Below are 20,612 nucleotides of genomic sequence, written 5' to 3'. Positions count from 1 at the left end.
TTTTCCACTGCTCCCTACTGCCCACCGGATCCCGAGGCGCGGTCCAGGACGGACCGCGCCCGCGCCACGCCCGCCGCGTTGCCGAGGCTCTGGTACAGCTCCAGCGCCTCGCGCGCGGGCTCGGCGGCCTCGGCGGGAGCGCCCCCGTCCAGCAGGATCTCGGCGAGCGTCCGCCGGCTGCGGGCCTGCCACCAGCGGTTCCCCACCTCGTCGAAGTCGGCCACGGCCCGGCGCAGCGCGGCGGCGGCCTCGGCGTGGCGGCCCAGGCGGCCGAGCGCGCGGCCCTCGGAGATGCGGGTGCGGGCGACGCCCCAGGTGTCGCCCAGCGCGTCCAGCATCTGCTCGGCGTGCCGGACGAACGCCAGCTCGCGCAGCCCGTTGCGCAGGTCGCCGACCTCGCCCGCCGCGCGCAGGCAGCGCGCCTCCTCCCACTGCTCGCCGCGCAGCCGGAACGCCTCGGCCGCCCGCTCCAGCGCGGGCGCGGCCAGGCTGTACTTGATCTCGGCCGCCGCGTCGTCGCCCGCCGCGCGGAGCCGGCGCGCCTCGGAGGCGAGCACCTCGCCGAGCGCGCGCAGCGTCTGCGCCTCCGAGTAGCGGTTGCCGTTGCGCTGGAAGACCTCCAGCGAGCTTTCGAGCAGGCCGCGCGCCTCCTCGAAGCGGCGCTGCGCCAGCCGCAGCTCGGCCAGGTTCCGCTGGGTGCGGGCCTGCCACCACGCGTCGTCCTCCCGCCGGAACTCCTCGATGGCCTCAAGCAGGTAGCGCTGGGCCTCGTCGAGGTTGCCCTCGTCCCGCATGCACATGCCCATCGTGCGCAGCGCGCGGGCCCGCCACCACGTCTCGCGGGCGGAGGTGAACAGCGCGAGCGCGGCGGACGCGTCGGCCAGCGCGTTCTCCATGCGGCCCTGGTTGCCCTCCACCGACGAGCGCTCCAGCAGCGCGATGCCCAGCGAGCGCTCGTCGTCCATGTGCGCCGCGACCCGGTGGGTCACCTCGGCCGCCGCGCGCCACTCCGGCCAGAACACGCGCAGCGAGTGGAAGATCGAGCAGGACGCCCGGCCGAGCCGCCAGACCAGCCCCCACATCCCGCGGCCCGCGCCCTGGTCCAGCAGCGCGAGGACGGCCAGCCGCTCACTGCTCAGCCAGTCCACCGCCGAGTACTCCGGCCCCGGCACCTGCCCGGCCCCGCGCTGCCAGTCCTGCGGCCAGCGGCTCGCCGCGACCCGCTCGGCGCGCTCGCGGTAGCCGTCCAGGACGCGCTCGACCGCCGCGTCCCGCTCGGCCGCGGTGTCCTCCCGCTCGGCCCGCTCCTGCGCGTAGAGGCGGACGAGGTCGTGCAGCCGGTAGCGCATCGCGCCCGTCGCGTCCGTCCCCGAGCACTCGACGAGCTGGGCGTCCACCAGCGCCTCCAGCTGGTCGTCGCCCTCCAGGTCCGACACGCCGAGCAGCGCGCCCGCCGCCCACGCCTGGACGTCGGGCACCGCCAGCAGGCCGAGCGTGCGCAGCAGGCGGCGCTGCGTGCGGCTGCAGTCGTCGTAGCTGAGCGCGAGGCTCGCGCGGACGCTCTTGTCGATCTCCCGCGCGGTCTCCAGCTCGTCCAGCCGGCGGCGGCGCTCGTCCTGGAGCCGGTCGGCCATCGCGCGCGGCGTCCAGGACTCGCGGGCCGCCAGGCGCCCGCCGCAGATCCCGACGGCCAGCGGCAGGTACCCGCACAGGTCGGCGATCTCGGCCGCCGCGTCCGGGTCGGCGAGGATCCGCTCCCGGCCCGCCAGCAGCCCGAGCAGCTCGACGGCGTCGGCGGCGCTGAACTCCGGCAGCCTCCGGTCGAAGGTGCCGCGCAGGTGCAGCGGCTGCCGCGAGGTCACCAGCACCACGCTGCCGCCGCCCGGCGGCAGCAGCGCCTTCACCTGGTCGCCGTCGCGGGCGTTGTCCAGCAGGACGAGCAGGCGCAGGCCGCGCGTCCACGTCCACCACAGCTTCTGCAGCTCCGGCAGGCCCCCCGGGTCGGTCGCCAGCCGCACGCCCAGCGCCTGGAGGAACCCGATCAGCACCTCCTCCGGGCGGACCCGGGCGTCCCCCGCGCCGCGCAGGTCGAAGTAGAGGCGCCCGTCCGGATAGTCGTCGGCGATCTCGTGCGCGAACCGGGCGGCCAGCGCCGACTTGCCCACCCCCGCCGGCCCGTGCAGCGACACCACCAGCGGCGACGCGGGCGAGGCGGTGCCGTCGGCGACGGCGCGGCGCAGCGCGTCCAGCGGCTCGCCGCGGCCGGTGAAGTGCGCGATGACCGGCGGGAGCTGCGCCGGCGGCCGCCCGGCGACCTCCCGCTGGTCGCCCCCGTCCCCCGGGCCCGGCGGCTGCGCCGCCCAGGCCGCCACCCCGGCGAGCGCGGCGACGCCGCCGGTCACCATGAGCTGCGCGGGGCCGGGCAGCTCCAGCGCGTCCAGCGAGGTCGTGACCCCCGTGATCACCGCGGCGAGGAGCCCCACGATGCCCGGCGCCGCCAGCCGCGCGCGGCGGCCGCCCTCCCCGGTCGCGCCGGCCGTCCCCGTCCCGGTGCCGGACGTCCCGTTCGGCATCCGCGTCCCTCCGCGTCGCTCCGCGCCCTCCGCCTCGTGACGCCCCCGCGCGCCATCCTGGGCCCCCACGATCACGGCATCAAGGGCAGATTTCACCCTTCTCGCATGATCTCGCCCGATACGGCGAGATGTCGGAACGACAGGGAAACGGAGGTTGAACGCCGGGTTTTCCGGAGGGCCCGGCGGTCAGACCTGGAGGGACGCCTCGATCTCCAGGACGAGCTGCACCTTCTCCCCCAGCGCGAGCCCGCCGCCGGGGATCGTGCCGTCGTCCCCCACGCCGAAGTCCAGCCGGTTGATCTCGCCGGTCGCGGTGAAGCCGGCGCGGGCCCCCCTGAACGGGTCGTCCTGCAGGAACGGGTCGGGGCCGAAGCCGCCGACCTCCAGCCGCAGCGGCACCTGGCGGGTGACGCCGCGCAGGGTCAGCTCCCCGTCCAGGACGAACCCGTCGCCCTCGCGCCGCAGGCCGGTCGAGCGGTAGGTCATCGACGGGTACTTCTCCACCTCCAGGAAGTCGGCGGCCTTGACGTGCTCGTCGCGCTGGGCGTTGCCGGTGTCGACGGAGGCGAGGTCGATGGTGGCGGTCACCGAGGAGTCCAGCACGTCCTCACCCGTCACGATCGTGCCCTCGAACTCGGCGAACCGCCCCCGGACCTTGCTGACCATCAGGTGCCGGATCGCGAAGCCCACGCTGGAGTGCACGGGGTCGATCGTCCAGGTGCCCGCGACGTAGCCGGGGATCTCGACAAGCTGGGCGGTCATCGTGTCTCCTATTGTTATGAAGAGTAAGGCGGTTCTGGATCGGAACCGCCTCCATCGTGCTTCCGCCCCGGATACCTGCACAAGAAGGCACTTTTAACTGCCCCGGTCACCTGGAGAGAACCATGGAGCCGAACGCGTTCCGCGAGCACCGCCCCTCGATGTGCCGCGCCCGCGAGATCCTCGACCGCGTCGGCGACAAGTGGTCGCTCCAGGTGATCGCGATGCTCGGCGAGGGCACCAAGCGGTTCACCGAGCTCAAACGGGAGATCGACGGCATCAGCCAGCGGATGCTCACGGTCACGCTGCGCGGCCTGGAGCGCGACGGCATCGTCAGCCGCACCGTGTTCCCGGTCATGCCGCCCCGCGTCGACTACGCGCTGACCCCGCTCGGCGCGACCCTCCTGGACGCCGCCAGCGCCCTCGTCGGCTGGGCCGAGGCCCACCTCGACGAGATCGACGCCGCCCGCGCCGACTACGACACGCGCACCGCCGAACTCGACGCGCTCCGGTCGTCCTGAGGCCGCCCCGGTACCGCTCCCGCAGCGTTTAAGGAAGTGCGGCGGAGCGGCACCGCTTGGTAGCGTGATCGGGTCACAGGCGAATCGAGCGGGAAATCCGATGGTCTTTCACGAGGTGGGACGGCGAGCTAGCCGCGCCGAGCCGGGGAACGGGCAGTCGCGCCCGGCCCGGCTCGGCGGTGTGCGCCGTCATCCCATCGACCTCGTGAGGCCGTCCCATGCGCTCTTCTGACATCCGTTCGACCTTTCTGGACTTCTTCCGGGAACGCGGCCACCACGCCGTCCCGTCCGGCCCGCTCGTCCAGTCCGACCCGACGCTGCTGCTGACCAACGCGGGCATGAACCAGTTCAAGCCCTACTTCCTCGGGGAGGACGTCCCGGACCATCCCCGGCTCATGTCCGTGCAGAAATGCGCGCGCATGGGCGACATCGAGAACGTCGGCCGGACGACCCGGCACTCGACGTTCTTCGAGATGCTCGGCAACTTCTCCTTCGGCGACTACTTCAAGCCGGAGGCGATCTCCTGGGCGTGGGAGCTGCTCACCCGCCACTACGGCCTCGACTCCGAACGCCTCTGGGTCACCGTCTACAAGGACGATGACGAGGCCGAACGGCTCTGGCGCCGGATGGGCGTCCCCCAGGAACGGATCCAGCGGCTCGGCATGGAGGACAACTTCTGGTCGATGGGCACGCCCGGCCCGTGCGGTCCCTCGTCCGAACTGCACTACGACCGGGGCCCGGCATTCGGCCGCGAGGGCGGCCCCGCGGTGGACGGCGAGCGCTACCAGGAACTGTGGAACCTCGTCTTCATGCAGAACCTCCGGGGCGAGGGCCCAGCGAAGGACGGATATCCGATCCTGGGTGAACTTCCGTCCAAGAACATCGACACCGGCCTCGGCCTCGACCGCCTCGCCGCGATCCTCCAGGGCGTCGACACCGTCTGCGAGACCGACCTCCTCTCCCCGACCCTGCGACGCGTCGGGGAAATGGCGGGCCGCGAATATCCGGGACGCGACGGAAGCGAGACCTCGACCTCGTTCCGCGTCGTCACCGAACACGCGCGCTCGATCGCCTTCCTCATCGCGGAGGGCGTCCTGCCCTCCCGCGACGGCCGCGGCTACGTGCTGCGCCGCCTCATGCGCCGCGCGATCCGCCACGTCCGCCGCCTCGGCATCGACGAGCCGGCGCTGGCGCCGCTGACCGCGAGCGTGACCCACCCTGAACTGGAACCCCACCGGGAATTGATCCGGCAGGTCGTCACCGCCGAGGAAGAGGGCTTCGAGCGAACCCTGCGCCAGGGCTCGCGCCTCCTCGACACCGCGATCAGCACCGCGAAGACCACCCTCTCCGGGCGGACCGCGTTCGAGTTGCACGACACCTACGGCTTCCCCATCGACCTCACCCTGGACGCGGCGCGCTCGGCGGGCCTCACCGTGGACATGGACGCGTTCGGCGAACTCCTGGAAGACCAACGCCGCCAGGCCCACCGAGCAGGGCAAGGACGCAAGGGCGACGCGGTGGCGCGCCAAGACCTGTACCGGCGAATCGTCACCGAACACGGCCTCACCGACTTCGTCGGATATGAGACGACCTCGTCCGAGACACGCCTGCTGGCACTCCTCTCCGAAACGGAGGTGCTGCCAAGCGCGCGCGAGGGCGACACCGTCGAAGTGATCCTCTCCCGGAGCCCCTTCTACGCGGAGGCGGGCGGCCAGGTCGGCGACACCGGAACCCTCCGCACCACCGACGGCGTCCTCCGCGTCCTGGACACACGCCCCGGCCTGGACGGACTGCACATCCACAAGGTCGAGGTCCTGCAAGGCGAAGTGCGTCCGGGCCAGGAAGCAGAGGCACTCGTCGACGCCTCCCGCCGCGCGGCGACGGCGCGCTCCCACAGCGCGACCCACGTCCTGCACGCGATGCTCCGGCGCGTCCTCGGCGACCACGCGGCCCAGCGCGGCTCCCGCGTCGAACCCGGCCGCCTCCGGTTCGACTTCGCGCACTTCACCCCGATCGACATCGACACGATCCAGACCCTGGTGAACGACTACCTCCTGGACGACCCGGACGTCCACGTCTGGGAAACAAGCCGCGCCGAAGCGGAGAAGGCGGGCGCGACCGCGCTGTTCGGCGAGAAGTACGGAAACCACGTGCGCATCGTCGACATCGGCGACGCGTCCCGCGAACTCTGCGGCGGCACCCACGTCGGCCACGGATCCCAGGCGGGCCCGGTGCACATCGTCGGCGAATCGTCCATCGGCACCGGCCTCCGCCGGATCGAGGCCCTCACCGGCGCGGACGCGCTCCGCCACCACGACCACCAGCGCGCCCTGCTGACCGAACTCGCGAACCTCCTGAACGTCCCCCCGAACGAGGCACCGACCCGCCTCCGCCAACGTCTGGAGACCCTCGCGGAAACCCAACGCACCCTGGAGACCCTCCGCGAAACAGAACTGACGACCCAGGCCCACCGCCTGGCGGAAACCGCGGAGCGCCTCCCCGGCGGCTGGCTCGTGGCGCAGATCGTGGACACCCCCGACCTGCGCCCGCTGGCGACCCGCGTCCTCACCCGCCGCCCCGGCGCGGTGATACTCGGCACCCGCTCCGCCACCAAGGCGACCCTGGTCGCGGCGGTCTCGTCCGACACCGTCCAGGCCCGCCACCTACTGGGCGACGCGGCGTCCGAACTGGGCGGCGGGGCGGGCGGAAAAGGCCCGGTGGCAAGCGCGGGCGGCCGCCGCCCGGACCGCCTGGAATCAGCCCTGATCCTCGCGGCGACCGAGGCCCGCCGCCTGCTGACCCCATAAAAAACAACGACGGGGCGGCCCCAGGCCGCCCCGTCTCAGGGTCGGGCTGGCGGGATTTGAACCCACGACCCCCGGCACCCAAAGCCGGTGCGCTACCAAACTGCGCTACAGCCCGCCGCACCACGCGACCCGTGAAGTCTAATGCCGACCGGACCCCGCGCGCGCCCGGATAACCCGTCCACTCCCGGAACCCTGTACGCTACGGGATGGCGCCTGAGGGACCACCCCCTCGCCCCGCCGGCGGGCGTAGCTCAATGGTAGAGCCCCAGTCTTCCAAACTGGCTACGCGGGTTCGATTCCCGTCGCCCGCTCCCAAGTTCCCCAGGTCAGAGCGCTGCAAGCAAGATCGAGAACGAACCCCGAGATCTTCTGTCACCGGGCTCCGGCGTGATCATGACGGACCCCGGCGTCAGGTCCGGGCCCCCACGGCGGGTCGATCGGACAACCGCGCAGCCACCCTGGAGCAAGATCTTCATCCCACGCGGTGGGGTGGCAGCTCCCTGCCGCACTGTGAGCGCCCGTTGGCGAGAAGCTCACAATGCCGTAGCACGCGGCTTGAGTTCGGGTCCAGCGGTCGGCAATCGCCCTGGGAGGGTAGGGCGGCTGGCTCTCCAGCACCGCCAGGATTGCTCACCGATGCGAGAGACGAGTCTGGTCCTGGCGCCGATCCACTCCAGGCAACCATCAACCGCGCCATCGATAAGGCCCTGTGCGAGGCAGGGTCGTGCACACCGGCATCTATGCATCACTGAAGCCTGCTCAGACAGTCGCCCTTCCATCCGCGCCGAGGAGGGCGAGAAGGTCTGCCGTTGGCACCCGATAGCAGTTGCCGACCCGAAACACCCTGCATGGAAGCTCGTTGCTCTTAGCGAGTTGGTAGGCGTAAGTGCGGGACAGGCAGATTCAGATACAGCTGCCCATCTGGGAAGTGATCGAGAACGCGGTGGGCCCAGTGGACAGCCAACGCCGTCGCTCAAGGTTGCTGCGCAGGCCGAGTGGCCAGCAGGGCGTCGAGTTGCTCTAGGTCCGGGTGACGCCCGGTGAATCCCCACACGTCAGCCGGGAGTTGATGTGGTGTCGGCGGCATCCGTTCCGTAGGTACCTGGTGGAAATGAACTCCGCCTTGAATCTCGCGGGCCTGCAGGACGACATCAGACGTTCCGGAGTGGGTATTCTGCACGCCATCGGCTGGGGGCTCCGTCTCGGCCATGGTCCGCCTCCACGAACATCTCACCGTCGTGAGCTATGCCCTCTCATCGTCGCGGTAGCCGGGTAGGTCGGGGCTTTGCTGGAGCTGTGAGGAAACAGCTTTAGAAGCCATCTCATTTGGTGACTCGGCGGTCACTCCATGACCTGTACACGTCGAAGCACCTGGGCGGCGACCCGACGGCAGGCATCGGCCGCGATAGCGCCGAGCCCATCTCGCGAAGCGTGATGATCGTCCGTTGGACTCCACCATTGGCTGCCGCCACCGAGGTCGTAGGCCGGAATCCGGTCCAGTTCGAGATCCGCGGAGCGCGGCACCCCGTCTTCGGCATCGGCGTCCGAGCGTCTGGTCCGGCGCGGGATCGCGCGGACCCGCAGGATGACCTCGTCCAGGCTGAACGTCTCGGCGACATAGTTGTCCCCGCTCGCGGTCAGCCCGGCGATCCGGTCGGCAGTGGCGTCCTTCGCGGTGAGGAAGGGATCGCCGCCCTTCCCGGCGCCTGGGCTCGTGAGGCGCTCCCACCTGGCGGTCTTTGCGGCGCGAGAAGACTCTCGGCGAATTCCCTGCTTTTTCCCCGTTGATCTTCCGGGTGTTCCGGGAGTGTCATGGGCCCCCGCTCCGGGACGCGGCAGGCGTCCCCGTGTGCCTGGCGCGGTCGCACTTCCCGCCCCCTGCCTTTCGAGGATCCCATGACGCCTGCGTCCAGTGAGGTCGGCTCGGCCGCGGACAATGCCGCCGAGCCCTTCCAGCCCCCTGCCGTCCCGGCCGCGGAACCGTCCGCGATGCCGACCGTGGAGATCGTCCTGCCCGTCCACAACGAGGAGCGGGCGCTTCCCGGCTGCGTGCACACTTTGCACGCCTATCTGCTGGAGCACCTGCCGTTCGCGTGGCGGGTCACCGTTGTCGACAATGCCAGTACCGACCGGACGCTGTTGGTCGCGCGTGGGCTCGCGTCCGAGCTGCCCGGGGTGAGCGTGCTGCACCTGAGCCGCAAGGGGCGCGGTCTGGCCCTGCGAACGGCGTGGGCGATGAGCGAGGCCGACATCGTCGCCTATATGGACGTGGACCTGTCGACCGGGCTGGACGGGCTGCTGCCGCTGCTCGCGCCCCTGGCCAGCGGGCATTCGGACCTGGCGATCGGCAGCCGGCTCGCGCCCGGCGCCCGCACCGTGCGCGGGCCGCGGCGGGAGCTGATCTCGCGCTGCTACAACGCGCTGCTCCGGCACGGGCTCGGCACCCGGTTCAGTGACGCGCAGTGCGGCTTCAAGGCCGCGCGGACGCGGGTCGTCCGGCCGCTGCTCGCGGTCACCGAGGACGACGCGTGGTTCTTCGACACCGAACTGCTGGTGCTCGCCGAGCACAACGGGCTGCGCGTTCACGAGGTGCCGGTCGACTGGGTGGAGGACGTCGACACCCGCGTCCGCGTGGTCCGGACGGCGCTGGACGATCTGAAGGGGATGTGGCGTATGGCGAGGCTGAAGGCGTCCGGGGCCGCCGACGTCGCGGTGCCGCGACGGGCCGCGCCGTCCGCCGAGCACCCCGACGCGGTGCTCGCGCCCGCCCGCAGGCGGACGGCGCTCACCTGGGAGCTGGTCTGCTTCGTGGCGATCGGCGTCGTCTCCACGGCAGGGCAGGCGCTGCTGTACTGGCTGCTGCGGTCGTGGTGGCCCGCGGCGCTGGCCAACCTGGTGTCGCTGGTGGTGCTGACGGTGCTCAACACCGAGGCGAACCGGCGGCTGACCTTCCGCGGGTCCGCGGTCGGCGCCGGCCGCGCGCATCTGGGCGCCGGGGCCCTGTTCACCGTGGGGTACTCGGTGACGTCCGCGGGCGTGCTGCTGTTCCAGCAGGCCGATCCGGGCGCGTCGCATGCCGCCGAGACGCTGGTTCTGGCGGTCGCCTCGGTGCTGGTCACCGCGATCCGGTTCGTGGTGCTGCGGACGGCGGTGTTCCGCCGCCGCTCACCGTCCCTCGGCGAAACCCTCAATGAAAGCGAAACCTCATGAGCTCCGACGTCGTCGCCTCGGCCGACTCCCCTCCGCAGCCGCCCGCGGCCGGGCCGCGCTCCCTGCCCGGCTGGGCGCCCGCTGTCGCGCTCGGCGCGATCCTCTCCACCGCCTGCGTCCTGTACGGGTGGTCGCTCAACTCGCTGGGGTGGGGGAACACGTACTATTCGGCGGCGGTGAAGTCGATGGGGGGTGGCTTCACCAACTTCATGTTCGGCTCGTACGATCCGGCGGGCGTGGTCACCGTGGACAAGCCCCCGGCCGGGCTGTGGCCACAGGTGATCAGTAGCAAGGTCTTCGGGCTGCACGGCTGGTCGCTGCTGCTGCCCCAGGTGGTCGAGGGCGTCCTGGCCGTACTGGTGCTGCACCGGACGGTGCGCCGCTGGGCGGGTGAGGTCGCCGGGCTGGTCGCCGCGCTCGTCCTGACACTGACCCCGGTCACCGTCGCGATCACCCGCAGCAACAATCTCGACGCCCCGCTGCTCCTGCTGCTGGTAGGCGCGGCGTATGCGCTGACCCGGGCCGTGCGGGAACCCGCGGCGCGGGCGGCGACGTGGTGGCTGTGCGGGGCCGCGTTCCTGATCGGCTGCGGGTTCGTCACCAAGATGCTCGCGGCGTGGATGGTGCTGCCCGCCTTCACCGCCGCCTGGCTCGTCGGGGCGGGCGGCCCCTGGATCGCGAGGATCTGGCGGCTGGCGGCGGCGGGCGCGGTCCTGGCCGTCTCGTCGCTGTGGTGGGTGGCGATGGTAGCGGTGTGGCCTGGCGACAAGCCGTACATCGGCGGCAGTGAGGACGGCTCGGCCTGGGACCTGGTCGTCGGCTACAACGGCCTCGGCCGCGTCTTCGGGCAGGGCCCCGGCCCCGGCGGTCCCGGTCCGGGAGGCGCCCCTCCCGGCGGTTCGGGGGCGCCGCGCGGGCCGGGCGCGCCGTTCGGCGGGGGCACCGGCCCGCTGCGGATGTTCGGCGACGCGGTCGGCGGCCAGATCAGCTGGCTGCTGCCGGTGTGCGCGGTGGCCGTCGTGACCGCGGTGGCGGTGGCGGTGCTGCGCCGCCGCGGCCGCCTGCCGGAGGCTACGGCCCTTCCCGTCTCGGGATGGGTCCTGTGGAGCCTGTGGCTGGTGGTGTGCGCCGGGGTGTTCTCCATGCAGGAAGGGATCTTCCACGAGTACTACACGACGCAGCTCGCCCCGGCGATCGGTGCCCTGTGCGGGGGCCTGGCGGCCGTGCTGGTCCGCGCGCAACGGGCAGGCGAACGGTGGCCCGCTCCGGTCGCGGCGGTCACGGTCGCGGTCACGGCGGCGTGGGCCGTCGTCGTCATCCGGCGGGCGCCGGAATGGCACGGGTGGCTGGTGTGGCCGGTGGCCGTGACCGGGACGGCGGCGGTCGTGCTGCTGTGCGCCGCGTTCTGGTCCCCGGGCCGTTCCGGGAGGCGTGGGGGGTCGTCCCCCCACAGGGCAACGGCCCGGCTACTGCCCATCGCGCTCGCGGTCGCAGCGGCGGCGGTGCTGGTCGCGCCGGGCGCGTGGGCCGCGTTCGTCCCGGCGGACGGGCCCACGTCGATGAGCGCCGTCATCCCGGCGGCGGGACCGATGAGGATGCCCTCCTCCGGCCGGGACGGACGGACCCGGCCCGGCCAGGACGGGCCGCGCGGCCTCCCGTCAGGCCCGGCGACGCCCGGTGCCGTGCCGGAGGGCATGTCGCGCGGCGGGCCCGTTCCGCCGGGGCCCTTCCCGCCCGGAGGCGGGCCAGGGGACGCGGCCGCGCTCACCGCCGACCAGCGCAAGATCCTCGACTACGCGCGCCGCAACTCCGGCTCCGCGCGGATCACGCTGGCCGTCGAGGGCGGCGCGATGGCGGCGTCGGCGTTCATCCTGCACAGCGACTCGCACGTCATCGGCATGGGTGGCTTCACCTCGGCCGACGACGCACCGTCCGTCCGGCGGCTTGAGCGGTGGACGCACAGCGGCGAGCTCCGTTTCGTCCTCGCCTCCGCGACGCCGGGCGGCGGTGGCCCGTTCCCAAGCCGAGACAGCGCGGCCGCGCGGCGGACCGCGTGGGTCACCGGCCACTGCCGGGCCGTGGCGCCGTCGGTCTACGGCGGCTCCGGCACGCCCACCGGAGGCGGCCCCGGCGGCCCCGGCGGCGCCGCTGGGAGGGGAGGGGCCGCTACCCTCTACGACTGCGCGGCTCGCTGAGACCGGGGGTGAGGTGATCGATCATGGCTGAGCAGGACGCGGAGCAGCCCCCGCGGCGCGTGCTGGTCGTGGAGGACGAGGACGGCATCCGCGTCCTGCTGGAGTCCACCCTCCGGCTGGCGGGCTACGAGGTGGACAGCTGCGACACCGGCCAGGGCGCCCTGCTCGCCGTCGAGCGGTTCCACCCGGACCTGATCCTCCTCGACGTGATGCTCCCCGACCTGGACGGCCTCGCCGTCACCGGAGGCCTGCGGGCCGTGGGCGTCGACACCCCGATCCTGTTCCTGACGGCGCTCGGCGACGTCCAGGACCGTATCGCCGGGCTGGCGGCCGGGGCCGACGACTACGTCACCAAGCCGTTCAGCCTGGAGGAGGTGCTGCTGCGCGTCCAGGCGATCCTGCGCCGGTCCTGCGCGGCCGACGTCGGTGACACTGCCGGGGAGGACGTGCTGCGCTACGCCGACCTGGTCCTGGACGCCGGTGCGCACGAAGTGCACCGCGCCGGCGAGTACGTCCCGCTCTCCCCCACCGAATTCAGCCTGCTGGCCTACCTGATGGCCAACCCGCGCAGGGTCCTGAGCAAGAACCAGATCCTCGACCACGTCTGGCGGTACGACTTCAACGGCGACGGCCGCATCGTGGAGACCTACGTCAAGTACCTGCGCCGCAAGATCGACCGATTCGACCCGCCGCTCATCCACACCGTCCGGGGAGTGGGGTACTGCCTGCGGTTGCCCCGCGAGCACACCGAGTCGGCGGGGCCGTGATCAGGCCGCTGCCCGGCGGTCCCGGCTCGCTGCGCCGCCGGCTGGTGCTGGGCGCCACCGCCCTGGCGGCCGCAGCGGTCCTGGCCTCGCAGGCGATCGGGTACCTGGTTCTGCGGTCGTGGCTGCACGGTCGGGTCGACGAGCAGCTCCGCGATTTCCCGCCGACGCCGAGCCGGTTCGACGACTCCGCCGAGCGCCGCGGCGCGCCCCTCCCGCCACCGCCGTCCGACGGCGACCTTCCGTCCGAGTTCCGCCTCTTCTTCTACGACCACGCCGGCCGGCTCTCCTCGCGATCCCTCGGACGCGGTCCCAAGTCGGCGCCCCGCCTCCCGCGGACCACCGCCGGCCTGCCCATGCCCCACGACGGGCTCGCGACCCTTCCCGCGACCGGAGGCGACGGGCGCTGGCGGGTCCGGCGCGGGATCGCGCCCGACGGGCAGGTCTTCGTCGTCGCGCTCCCCCTCGACACCGTCGACGGCGCGATGTCCAAACTGCTGTGGCTCAACGCGGTCGTCCTGGTGATCACCCTGGCGGCCCTGGTGATCGCTGGACGATGGGTGGTGCGGCTCGGGCTGCTGCCGCTGACCCGCATGGAGCGCACCGCCGAAGAGATCACCGCGGGACGGCTGGACGAACGCGTCACCGACACCGATCCCCGCACCGAGATCGGCCGCCTCGGGAGCGTGCTGAACACCATGCTGGAGCGGTTGCAGGGGGCGTTGCGCGAACACGAGGCGTCCGAGGCCCGGCTGCGCCGCTTCGTCGCCGACGCGGGGCACGAGCTGCGCACCCCGCTGACCTCCATCCAGGGGTTCGCCGAGCTGTCGCTGCGCCACCAGGATCTCCCCGCGTCCGAGCGGCACACCGCCGACCGGCTGATCCGCCAGAACGCCGAACGCATGAGTGTGCTGGTCAACGACCTGCTCCTGCTGGCCAAGCTGGACCAGGAACCCGCCTACCGCACCGAGCCGGTCGACCTGCTCGCCCTCGCCGCGGACGCGATCAGGGCCACCGCCGTCCGCCACCCCGGCCGCCCCATCGCCCTGAAACCCCTCGACGACGGCGCCGGAGAGTTGGAACTCGTGGAAACCACGGGAGACTCCCACCGGCTCCGGCAGGTGCTGACCAACCTGATCTCCAACGCCCTGGTGCACACTCCGTCCGGCACACCCATCCACGTCCGCGTCGGCAGCGCTCGCGCCGGCCCGTCCTGCGGCACCGACCGAGACGGCCGCTTCAGCCCTTCCCCTGCGTTGAAGGACGGGACGCCGGTCTGCGTCATCGAGGTCGCGGACGAGGGGCCCGGTCTCACCCCCGACAGGGCCGCCCACCTCTTCGAGCGCTTCTACCGCGTCGACCGGTCCCGTTCCCGTGACCATGGCGGCAGCGGGCTCGGACTGGCCATCGCCGCCGCCATCGCCGAGAACCACAACGGACGCCTCGAACTCGACACCGCCCCCGGACGCGGCTCCACCTTCCGCCTCGTCCTCCCGCACACCTGACCTTCGGTCCGGCACGGTCGGTGGGCGTATTCGGATGTGCCGAGGAAGCGGACGCGCGCGAAGGCACCGCCGGGCACCGGTTCCAGGTCGACGCCGCCGCCGGTCTCGGCGACGATGGACAGCCCGAGCCGGGCAGGCTGCGCGCGAACAAGGACCACCGGCAAAAAACAGGAAGCCGCCCCTCTCTCTGGGAGCGGTCTTAGCGCCCTTGCGGCATCACCGGCTGCTTGTGCTCGCCTCACGGAGACGGTGACACCGTCGGGGACGGTTCATCGGCAGGGACCTCCGGCGGCGGCTCGTTGCAGGGGGCGCTCGTCGGCTCGTCCGGGGCGGGTGTGCCGCCCGAGCCCGGCGGCGCTGGCTCCAGCGAGACACGCGTGCTCGGCATCTGATCCACCAGCGCCCCGTCAGCGGCTCGTTCACTTCCTCGGCTCCCGACGGGCCGGAGGGCACCCCAGTGCGTGGCCGCGCGCTACCTGCCGCCGGGGACGGCACCAGACCCGGCCTCGGACGATTCCCGAAGTCATCGGAACCGCCCCCGCGTCCCGCATGCCGGTCCCGCAGACCGACGAGCACAGCAGATCCCGCAACTCCTCGACAGCCCCCGACGACAACGCCGTGACGACCACCAGGAAGACCGCCAGAATCGCGGTGGCGATCCCCTTGGACATCCCGCCGACGCGCAGCCGACCCCGGCGCTGCGCCCGCAGCACCTCGACGACCTCGCGCCGCTTGCCCGGCTCGTCGAGACTCTTGGACGGCATCTCGTTGGTAGGTCAGCGTTCGCCTGTCGTGCGTGGAGATGGTCGAGCGGTTGGTGCCTGGGGAGTTGTGGGGGTTGTTCCAGCGGGTAGTGCCGCCCGCTCCGAGGCCGCCCCAGGGCGGCGGGCGGCGGCGGTATAGGGACCGAGAGGCCCTGGCCGCGATCATCTTCGTGGCCACCACCGGCACCAATCGAGCGTCGTCGACACGAACCCGGCAGCGGGCACCCACTTCGGCGAGGACTTCCTCGGCCTCGGCCGGCATTGCGAACATGGGCAACAGCTCCCCGCTGTCAGAGCCCGCAACCTCGCAACACCGGCTCGGCCTCCTCCCGCAGCTCCGCGACGGCTCGATTGCTCTCGTAGGGCGAGAGCGCATCGAGAACCTCGCCGAGCCGGATGCACACCCGCCGCGATGAGATCTGGGCCGCCAGGTCAAGGAGCTGATGGCCTGCCGCGCACGCGGCCTCGGCTTCCAGCGTCTGCGCGTGACGGATGGCCAGGACGCCGAAGGTGAACGCGCGTGGCCGTGCGGCAGTACGAGCGGTAAGGGCCTGTTCGGCGACGCCAGGATCCAATTGCGCGCCTATGATCCGGTGACCAGTAGCGCTGGAACATCCGAACACCGACTCGCCGTCCCGCTCACCGGAGTCGGCGCGCGCATCGATCTGTGACATCGCCGACCCAGGGGTCGGCCGCGCCGTTAGAGCTGGACCTTGAAGCTCTGGCAGGTCGGCAACGCTATCTCCGTGCCAGGTGAAGTCGGCGCGCGCGGCGGCGTGGGAGCCGGGGACGAGGGCGACGCGCACCAGCGCGCACAGGCACGGCGACCTGGTGGTCTGTGTGTTCCAGCCGCCGCGGACGTGGGTCGGCAAGGTTCTTGGAATACATCGGTAAGTGGGGGGCATACCGGCGCCGGGAGGTAACACAATGGTTCCGCTGCTACTGGTCCTGCTGCTCTTCCTCATCCTGGTCGGCGCAGGGTTCGCACTGAAAATCCTTTGGTGGATCGCGATCGCGGTCCTGCTGATCTGGCTGATCGGCTTTGTCGTCCGGCCCGCCGGTACCGGTGGCCGACGTGGCCGCTGGTACCGCTGGTGACCACCTGATACGCCCCCGTAGATACGGGAGCTTGAACCCCTGTGCAAGGGGCGCACCGCTGATGGTGTGCCCCTTGCCTTTGTTCCCTGACGATTAGTGGCCCTTCCTGTGGGGAGGGAGATCAGCGAGGCGGCGTGCCCTAAATCCTTAATGTTCCGGAACCAGGCATCCAAGGATCTCCCAGCACGCCGCCTCGCATACCCCAGCGGCGGCCGCAGGTGAAGACGTCGGGCGCCGCTCCCTGCGCGAGCGCTGCCAGCTGCTCCGGCATGTCTTGGGCTCCGCACCGGTGATCGTGTCAGTACAGTCCGCCGAAGCCGGTGAGGCCCGGTTCTGGCTGGAGCTCCTCGCCGTCCACGGCTTCGAAGGGTTGTTCGTCAAACGCGCGGACGAGCCCACGCCCCTGACGCGTGCCGGTGGCTGAAGATCAAGCACCGCGATGAGACTCTGGCCATCCTGGGCGCCCTCACGGGGCCGCCGCATTCTCGTGCTGGGCCGCTACGACCGTGAGTCTCCTCGGCTGCGGGTGGTCGGGCGGACCTCCCCGTTGCCGAGGGCGGCGCGCGAGCAGGTCGGGGCGCTGTTGCGCTCCGGCGGGCCCGGGCAGCCCTGGCCCGCGTACTCCCCCACGGCTGGGGCCGGTGGCCTGCCCGGTACGGCCGCGCCGGCCCCCCTGCACGCGTGTGCGTCCCACCCGGGTGGTGGAGGTCAGCGTCGACATCGCCACCTTCCAGGGGCCTGGCGTCATACGGCTCGCTAGCTGACCGCTCGCCCCGGCTTGGTCCCCAGGACATGCCGAAGGGCCTTTACGTGGGATGAGACTGGTCGGCCACCGACATCCCGGAACCGTGGGGCGATTGCAGGCGTGCTGGCGGCGCGTTGCCTCCGGTAGGTGAGCTGCTCCGGTTGGTGGGCGGGCAGGCTCGTCGTGCTGGGGTCCTGAGCGTCCATCGAGACCAGGATCGAGCCGTCCAGCCGCCGGTGACCGTCAGGTGGTGCCGAAGGCGCGGGAGATCGCGGTGTGGAGGTCGTGTTCGTCGAGTCCCGAGCGGCGGGCGAGGTCCACCAGCGAGCGGATGTGCTCGGTGATCGCCAGGCCGGCGGCGTCGGCGGACGCGGCGATCGTCGTGGCTCGGCCGCGGCGCATGTCGACCAGGCCCTCCTCGCGCAGTTGCTGGTATCCGCGCAGGACGGTGTGGAGGTTGACGCCGAGCGCGGTGGCCACTTCCCGGGCGGGGGGCAGCCGGTCGCCGGGGGCGAAATCGCCCCGGATCACGGCGCCTCGCACGGCGGCGGCGATCTGGTCGGCCAGGGGGATGTTCAAGGTCTCGTCGATGGTGATCAGCATGAGGCCCCCCGGGTGGAGCCGGGGACCGGCAGGTCGTCCAGCCGTGTGTTGATCAACGCCGCCGCCGTCTCGGGATCCTCGACGGTGAACACGCATTCGCGTCCGCCGGAGAGGGTGAGCCGCAGCGCCGGGCCGGATGCTCGTGAGCGGTAGCCGAAGACCGTACCGTCGGCGACGACCCCGTAGGCGCCGCGGGGCAGCCCTGCGGGTGAGGGCGCCGCCGTCGCGTGCTCGATGTGGTGGAAGGGCACCATGATGAGGGCGCGTCGCGGGATCGACTGGGCGAGGGTGACGCCCCGCTGGTCGACCCGCACGGTGACGGTGGCGTGCGAGGCGAGCAGGGCCGCGAGGATCACCGTCAGCACGCCGGCGATCCCGGGCATGGTGAAGACTCCGAGAAGCCCCAGCCCGGCGAGCACCCCCGCGACGGCGAACGTGCGGTGGGACACCACCGACCGGCACCAGGCCGTTCGCTGATGGGGCGCCAACGTGATCCGGGGCGCCTCCGGGCCCGGGCGGACGGTCGCCGTGGGCAGGTCGGGGTCGCCTCCGGCCAGGACCCACCCGACGGCGCCGGAGACGGCGGCGATCACCGCGATCGCCGCCGGGTGCGCCCACCAGGCCGGGTGAAACGCCTGGGGCCGGGCGTCGTCGAGGTTGCCGGTCACCAGCGACAGCGACCGCACGCACGCCGCGGCCCCGGCGGCCCAGGTGAACGGTGCGGGCCAGCGGACTCCCACCGGGGAGAGCCGGTGACGGTGGAGCCATGCCGCCAAGGCCACCGTCCCCACCAGCAGCCATGCCGCCGTCACCGCGTTGAGAATCGGCCACGACAGCCTGTCGTCCGGGTCAGCGGAGAGGGCCGCTTGGGCCGGGAGCCGCGAGCGCAGCGCCAGGGTCAGCGCGGGCAGGACCAACATGGCGATCACCAGTGGCGCGAGGATCACCGCGCGGCGTCGCCCGAACCGCCGGGTGAACTGCCGCCTCGTCTGGGGCACGGCGCCGATCCCCTCCCCTGCTATTGTTTGCATGGCTCTATAACTTTACACTCAATCAGGAGGACCGGTGGGCAAGGGGAGATTCACGCTGGGCGCGGGAACCGGTCTGCTTCTCGGAGTCGTGGCCTCCGCCGTCACCGGGCAGTGGTGGCTGGTGGGCGTGGGCCTGGTGCTCGGGGCCGGCGCCGCACGCGCCACCTCCCGAAACGAACGATAGGACGCGGCGGCCGCTGAACACTCGCGGCGAACCTGCGCGATGAGCGCGCTACGGCCCCTGTCCCGTCCGTGACGTCGTTCCAGGCTGTGACTCTTGGAGCCTGTGGGTTCCGGCGAAGTGGTCACTCATGGTGGAGATCGGTTCGGTCCGCGCAGAGGATGATCTTTCGGAGGAGGTCGAGTTCGGCGGCCGTAGCGGCTGCGTTTGATGGCCTTCACGCGCCAGACTCCGCCTTCGGCGGCCCCGCCGTGCCCGAGGCGGCGCCGCGTGGTTATCCGGCCCGCGTCCTGTCCGCGTGTCCGGGCCGGAATCCGTCCGGCGGACGAGCGGCGTGTACGCGCCGTGACCTGCGCAGAGTCCCCCGCTCCGGCCCTGGGGACGCGTTCGGGAGGAACCACCGACACATGGCGGCGAGACATCTTCGGCGGCTTCCGGGCGCGGCCGCGCAGCGGCCCCTCGACTCGTGGGTCGAGGGGCCGTGTGGTGCTGGTGCCGACTAGGGGTGATCGAGGTGATGGGGGCCAGGATGGGGCGTGGGAGAGCAGATGCACCGGACGCGGCCACAGTTTCCGCACACCGGAACGCTCATGATTTCCTCTTTTGACCTCGGAAGGAATGTCGGTTGCCCTCTACCCGCCATTTCATGATTAATCGCGGCGGCCTCATTTTCCCTGCTCTGGGCCCCTCCTGACCTCCCTATCAGTGCACCACGTGGGCGAGAGCCGATCATTTTTGGCCCATTTGATCGCCAGGGAGGGGGATGGGACGGGGCCCCGACGCGACCAGAAGGCGGCCAAAGGGTTACAGGTTTCGGACCAAAGAACTCCCTTGACCCGAAGCTCGTCGACGTCCCCGACCGGGACCGGGACGACGACGAAGTACTTTCGTCCCGCAGTTCCCATTGATTCACGACGGTGCCACGGTCACCAATGGCCTCAGGGAACGCACGAGTTTTCAGGCCCGCCCCCGGTACCCGTCGGGCCCAAGTCTCCGGCCGCCTCGGGGACGTCGCCGGCGCTCCCTCTCGGCCGTCGCGCTCGGGAGGGTTTTTCGAGACGCCTACATGCGCGCGCATCGCTCGTCTAATGGCGTCGCGAACCGCCCGCGGGGCGGGCGACCGCGAGCGGGTTGATCGAGTAAGCCTTCCGCCGGGTGCCATTCAGGGCAGCCACCGGTCGGGTTCGCTGACGTCGGCTGCCGCAGAAGGGACTCTGCCATGAGGCAGCCCGGGGCCGCTCACGATCAGACTTCGTGGTCGCGGGTGGAAGCGCGAAGACAGTCGCCTTGGGTTCGGGCGGCAAAGGAGCCGGTTTGCCGAGAACGATCTGGGCGCGCCATCCACTGGCGGTGTGACCGGAGAACCGGCTATCGCCTATGTCACCGAGCAGGGGACCGTCACTCGCAGCGCGCGAACCATCGTGGTTCTGCCAACCTCGCGTGAGTCAGGTCTTGGCGCGCTGCTGCTTGAGGCGGAGATTCTCTTTGCGGACTTCGGCTTGGATGGCCCGCTCCCGTTCCAGCCAGTCGGGGTTCTCGGCCTTCAGGTTCTCGATCTCGGCAGTGGTGAGCGGGCCCGTGATGCCGGCACGGGCCAGGCCCGAGGCGGAGACGCGGAGCTTGGCGGCGACGACCTGGCGGGGGTGAGGGCCCTCGCGGCGCAGGTCGGCGAGCCAGGAGGGCGGGTCGGCTTGGAGCGCGTTCAATTCGTTTCGGGAGACGGGGCCCTCCTGAAACTCGGCGGGCGCTGCTGACAGCAGGATTCCCAGCTTCTTGGCCGCGGTCGCGGGTTTCATGGTCTGCGGCGTCTTCGCCTTGGACGTGCTCATGACCACAAGGGTAGTCAGCGGGAGGGA

The 20,612-nt window shown here is 71.7% G+C and carries 15 protein-coding genes, 2 tRNA genes and 1 pseudogene; 9 read left to right on the top strand and 9 right to left on the bottom strand.

What is annotated here, in order from left to right; all coding sequences use genetic code 11:
• Positions 1-14: 14 nt before the first annotated feature.
• Both GNZ18_RS20250 and GNZ18_RS20245 read right to left on the bottom strand, forming a co-directional pair.
• On the bottom strand, positions 15-2,573 hold the full coding sequence (locus tag GNZ18_RS20250; protein WP_156218021.1) for an ATP-binding protein: 2,559 nt from the start codon (positions 2,571-2,573) through the stop codon (positions 15-17).
• A gap of 186 nt (positions 2,574-2,759) precedes the next feature.
• The gene (locus GNZ18_RS20245; protein ID WP_156218020.1) at positions 2,760-3,335 is read right to left on the bottom strand and encodes a YceI family protein; all 576 of its coding nucleotides are present in this window, start codon (positions 3,333-3,335) and stop codon (positions 2,760-2,762) included.
• 122 nt (positions 3,336-3,457) lie between these two features.
• Here GNZ18_RS20245 and GNZ18_RS20240 point away from each other — a divergent pair, with 122 nt between their 5' ends.
• Both GNZ18_RS20240 and alaS read left to right on the top strand, forming a co-directional pair.
• On the top strand, positions 3,458-3,853 hold the full coding sequence (locus GNZ18_RS20240; RefSeq protein WP_156218019.1) for a winged helix-turn-helix transcriptional regulator: 396 nt from the start codon (positions 3,458-3,460) through the stop codon (positions 3,851-3,853).
• A 218-nt stretch (positions 3,854-4,071) separates the two neighbouring features.
• The gene (gene alaS / locus GNZ18_RS20235) at positions 4,072-6,660 is read left to right on the top strand and encodes an alanine--tRNA ligase (RefSeq protein WP_156218018.1); all 2,589 of its coding nucleotides are present in this window, start codon (positions 4,072-4,074) and stop codon (positions 6,658-6,660) included.
• Between the two features lie 41 nt (positions 6,661-6,701).
• On the opposite strand, the gene GNZ18_RS20230 is transcribed toward alaS, so the two are convergent.
• Positions 6,702-6,775, bottom strand: a tRNA-Pro gene (locus GNZ18_RS20230).
• A gap of 125 nt (positions 6,776-6,900) precedes the next feature.
• On the opposite strand from GNZ18_RS20230, the gene GNZ18_RS20225 reads away from it, so the two are divergent.
• Positions 6,901-6,971: transfer RNA gene (locus tag GNZ18_RS20225), tRNA-Gly, on the top strand.
• A 448-nt stretch (positions 6,972-7,419) separates the two neighbouring features.
• Here the strand turns inward: GNZ18_RS20225 and GNZ18_RS44035 are convergent.
• Positions 7,420-7,557: a helix-turn-helix domain-containing protein gene (locus tag GNZ18_RS44035; RefSeq protein ID WP_376766275.1), complete on the bottom strand. Its 138-nt coding sequence runs from the start codon at positions 7,555-7,557 to the stop codon at positions 7,420-7,422.
• Positions 7,558-8,556: 999 nt separating this feature from the next.
• On the opposite strand from GNZ18_RS44035, the gene GNZ18_RS20220 reads away from it, so the two are divergent.
• From GNZ18_RS20220 to GNZ18_RS42295, 4 genes are read left to right on the top strand one after another with little or no spacing between them, the layout of a single operon-like run.
• On the top strand, positions 8,557-9,870 hold the full coding sequence (locus GNZ18_RS20220) for a glycosyltransferase (RefSeq protein WP_156218017.1): 1,314 nt from the start codon (positions 8,557-8,559) through the stop codon (positions 9,868-9,870).
• Positions 9,867-12,065, top strand: a complete 2,199-nt coding sequence (locus GNZ18_RS20215; RefSeq protein WP_156218016.1) for an ArnT family glycosyltransferase — start codon at positions 9,867-9,869, stop codon at positions 12,063-12,065. The genes GNZ18_RS20220 and GNZ18_RS20215 overlap by 4 nt, the downstream gene beginning before the upstream one ends.
• Positions 12,066-12,088: 23 nt before the next feature.
• On the top strand, positions 12,089-12,832 hold the full coding sequence (locus GNZ18_RS20210; RefSeq protein WP_156218015.1) for a response regulator transcription factor: 744 nt from the start codon (positions 12,089-12,091) through the stop codon (positions 12,830-12,832).
• Positions 12,829-14,334: a sensor histidine kinase gene (locus GNZ18_RS42295; RefSeq protein ID WP_214620618.1), complete on the top strand. Its 1,506-nt coding sequence runs from the start codon at positions 12,829-12,831 to the stop codon at positions 14,332-14,334. Before GNZ18_RS20210 ends, GNZ18_RS42295 begins: the two co-directional genes overlap by 4 nt.
• Positions 14,335-14,753: 419 nt before the next feature.
• On the opposite strand, the gene GNZ18_RS20200 is transcribed toward GNZ18_RS42295, so the two are convergent.
• Positions 14,754-15,098 (bottom strand): hypothetical protein, encoded by a 345-nt coding sequence (locus GNZ18_RS20200; protein ID WP_156218014.1) that lies wholly within the window; start codon positions 15,096-15,098, stop codon positions 14,754-14,756.
• A gap of 32 nt (positions 15,099-15,130) precedes the next feature.
• On the opposite strand from GNZ18_RS20200, the pseudogene GNZ18_RS20195 reads away from it, so the two are divergent.
• Positions 15,131-15,283 (top strand): annotated as a pseudogene (locus tag GNZ18_RS20195) (IS5/IS1182 family transposase); the annotation flags it as partial.
• 105 nt (positions 15,284-15,388) lie between these two features.
• Here GNZ18_RS20195 and GNZ18_RS40865 read toward each other — a convergent pair.
• Complete coding sequence (locus GNZ18_RS40865) at positions 15,389-15,772, bottom strand: hypothetical protein (protein WP_173390803.1); 384 nt, start codon at positions 15,770-15,772, stop codon at positions 15,389-15,391.
• 253 nt (positions 15,773-16,025) lie between these two features.
• Between GNZ18_RS40865 and GNZ18_RS20185 the strand changes: the two genes are divergently transcribed.
• The gene (locus GNZ18_RS20185) at positions 16,026-16,196 is read left to right on the top strand and encodes a hydrophobic protein (RefSeq protein WP_156218012.1); all 171 of its coding nucleotides are present in this window, start codon (positions 16,026-16,028) and stop codon (positions 16,194-16,196) included.
• Between the two features lie 988 nt (positions 16,197-17,184).
• On the opposite strand, the gene GNZ18_RS20180 is transcribed toward GNZ18_RS20185, so the two are convergent.
• From GNZ18_RS20180 to GNZ18_RS20170, 3 genes are all read right to left on the bottom strand, one after another.
• The gene (locus GNZ18_RS20180) at positions 17,185-17,544 is read right to left on the bottom strand and encodes a GntR family transcriptional regulator (protein WP_156218011.1); all 360 of its coding nucleotides are present in this window, start codon (positions 17,542-17,544) and stop codon (positions 17,185-17,187) included.
• Positions 17,538-18,542 (bottom strand): hypothetical protein, encoded by a 1,005-nt coding sequence (locus GNZ18_RS20175; protein WP_156218010.1) that lies wholly within the window; start codon positions 18,540-18,542, stop codon positions 17,538-17,540. The genes GNZ18_RS20180 and GNZ18_RS20175 overlap by 7 nt, the downstream gene beginning before the upstream one ends.
• A gap of 1,659 nt (positions 18,543-20,201) precedes the next feature.
• Positions 20,202-20,585: a DUF5997 family protein gene (locus GNZ18_RS20170; RefSeq protein WP_156218009.1), complete on the bottom strand. Its 384-nt coding sequence runs from the start codon at positions 20,583-20,585 to the stop codon at positions 20,202-20,204.
• Between the last annotated feature and the right edge of the window lie 27 nt (positions 20,586-20,612).

It is taken from the genome of Actinomadura litoris, assembly GCF_009733595.1.
Lineage (GTDB): Bacteria > Actinomycetota > Actinomycetes > Streptosporangiales > Streptosporangiaceae > Spirillospora > Spirillospora litoris.
This window is presented reverse-complemented; position numbering and strand designations above follow the sequence as displayed.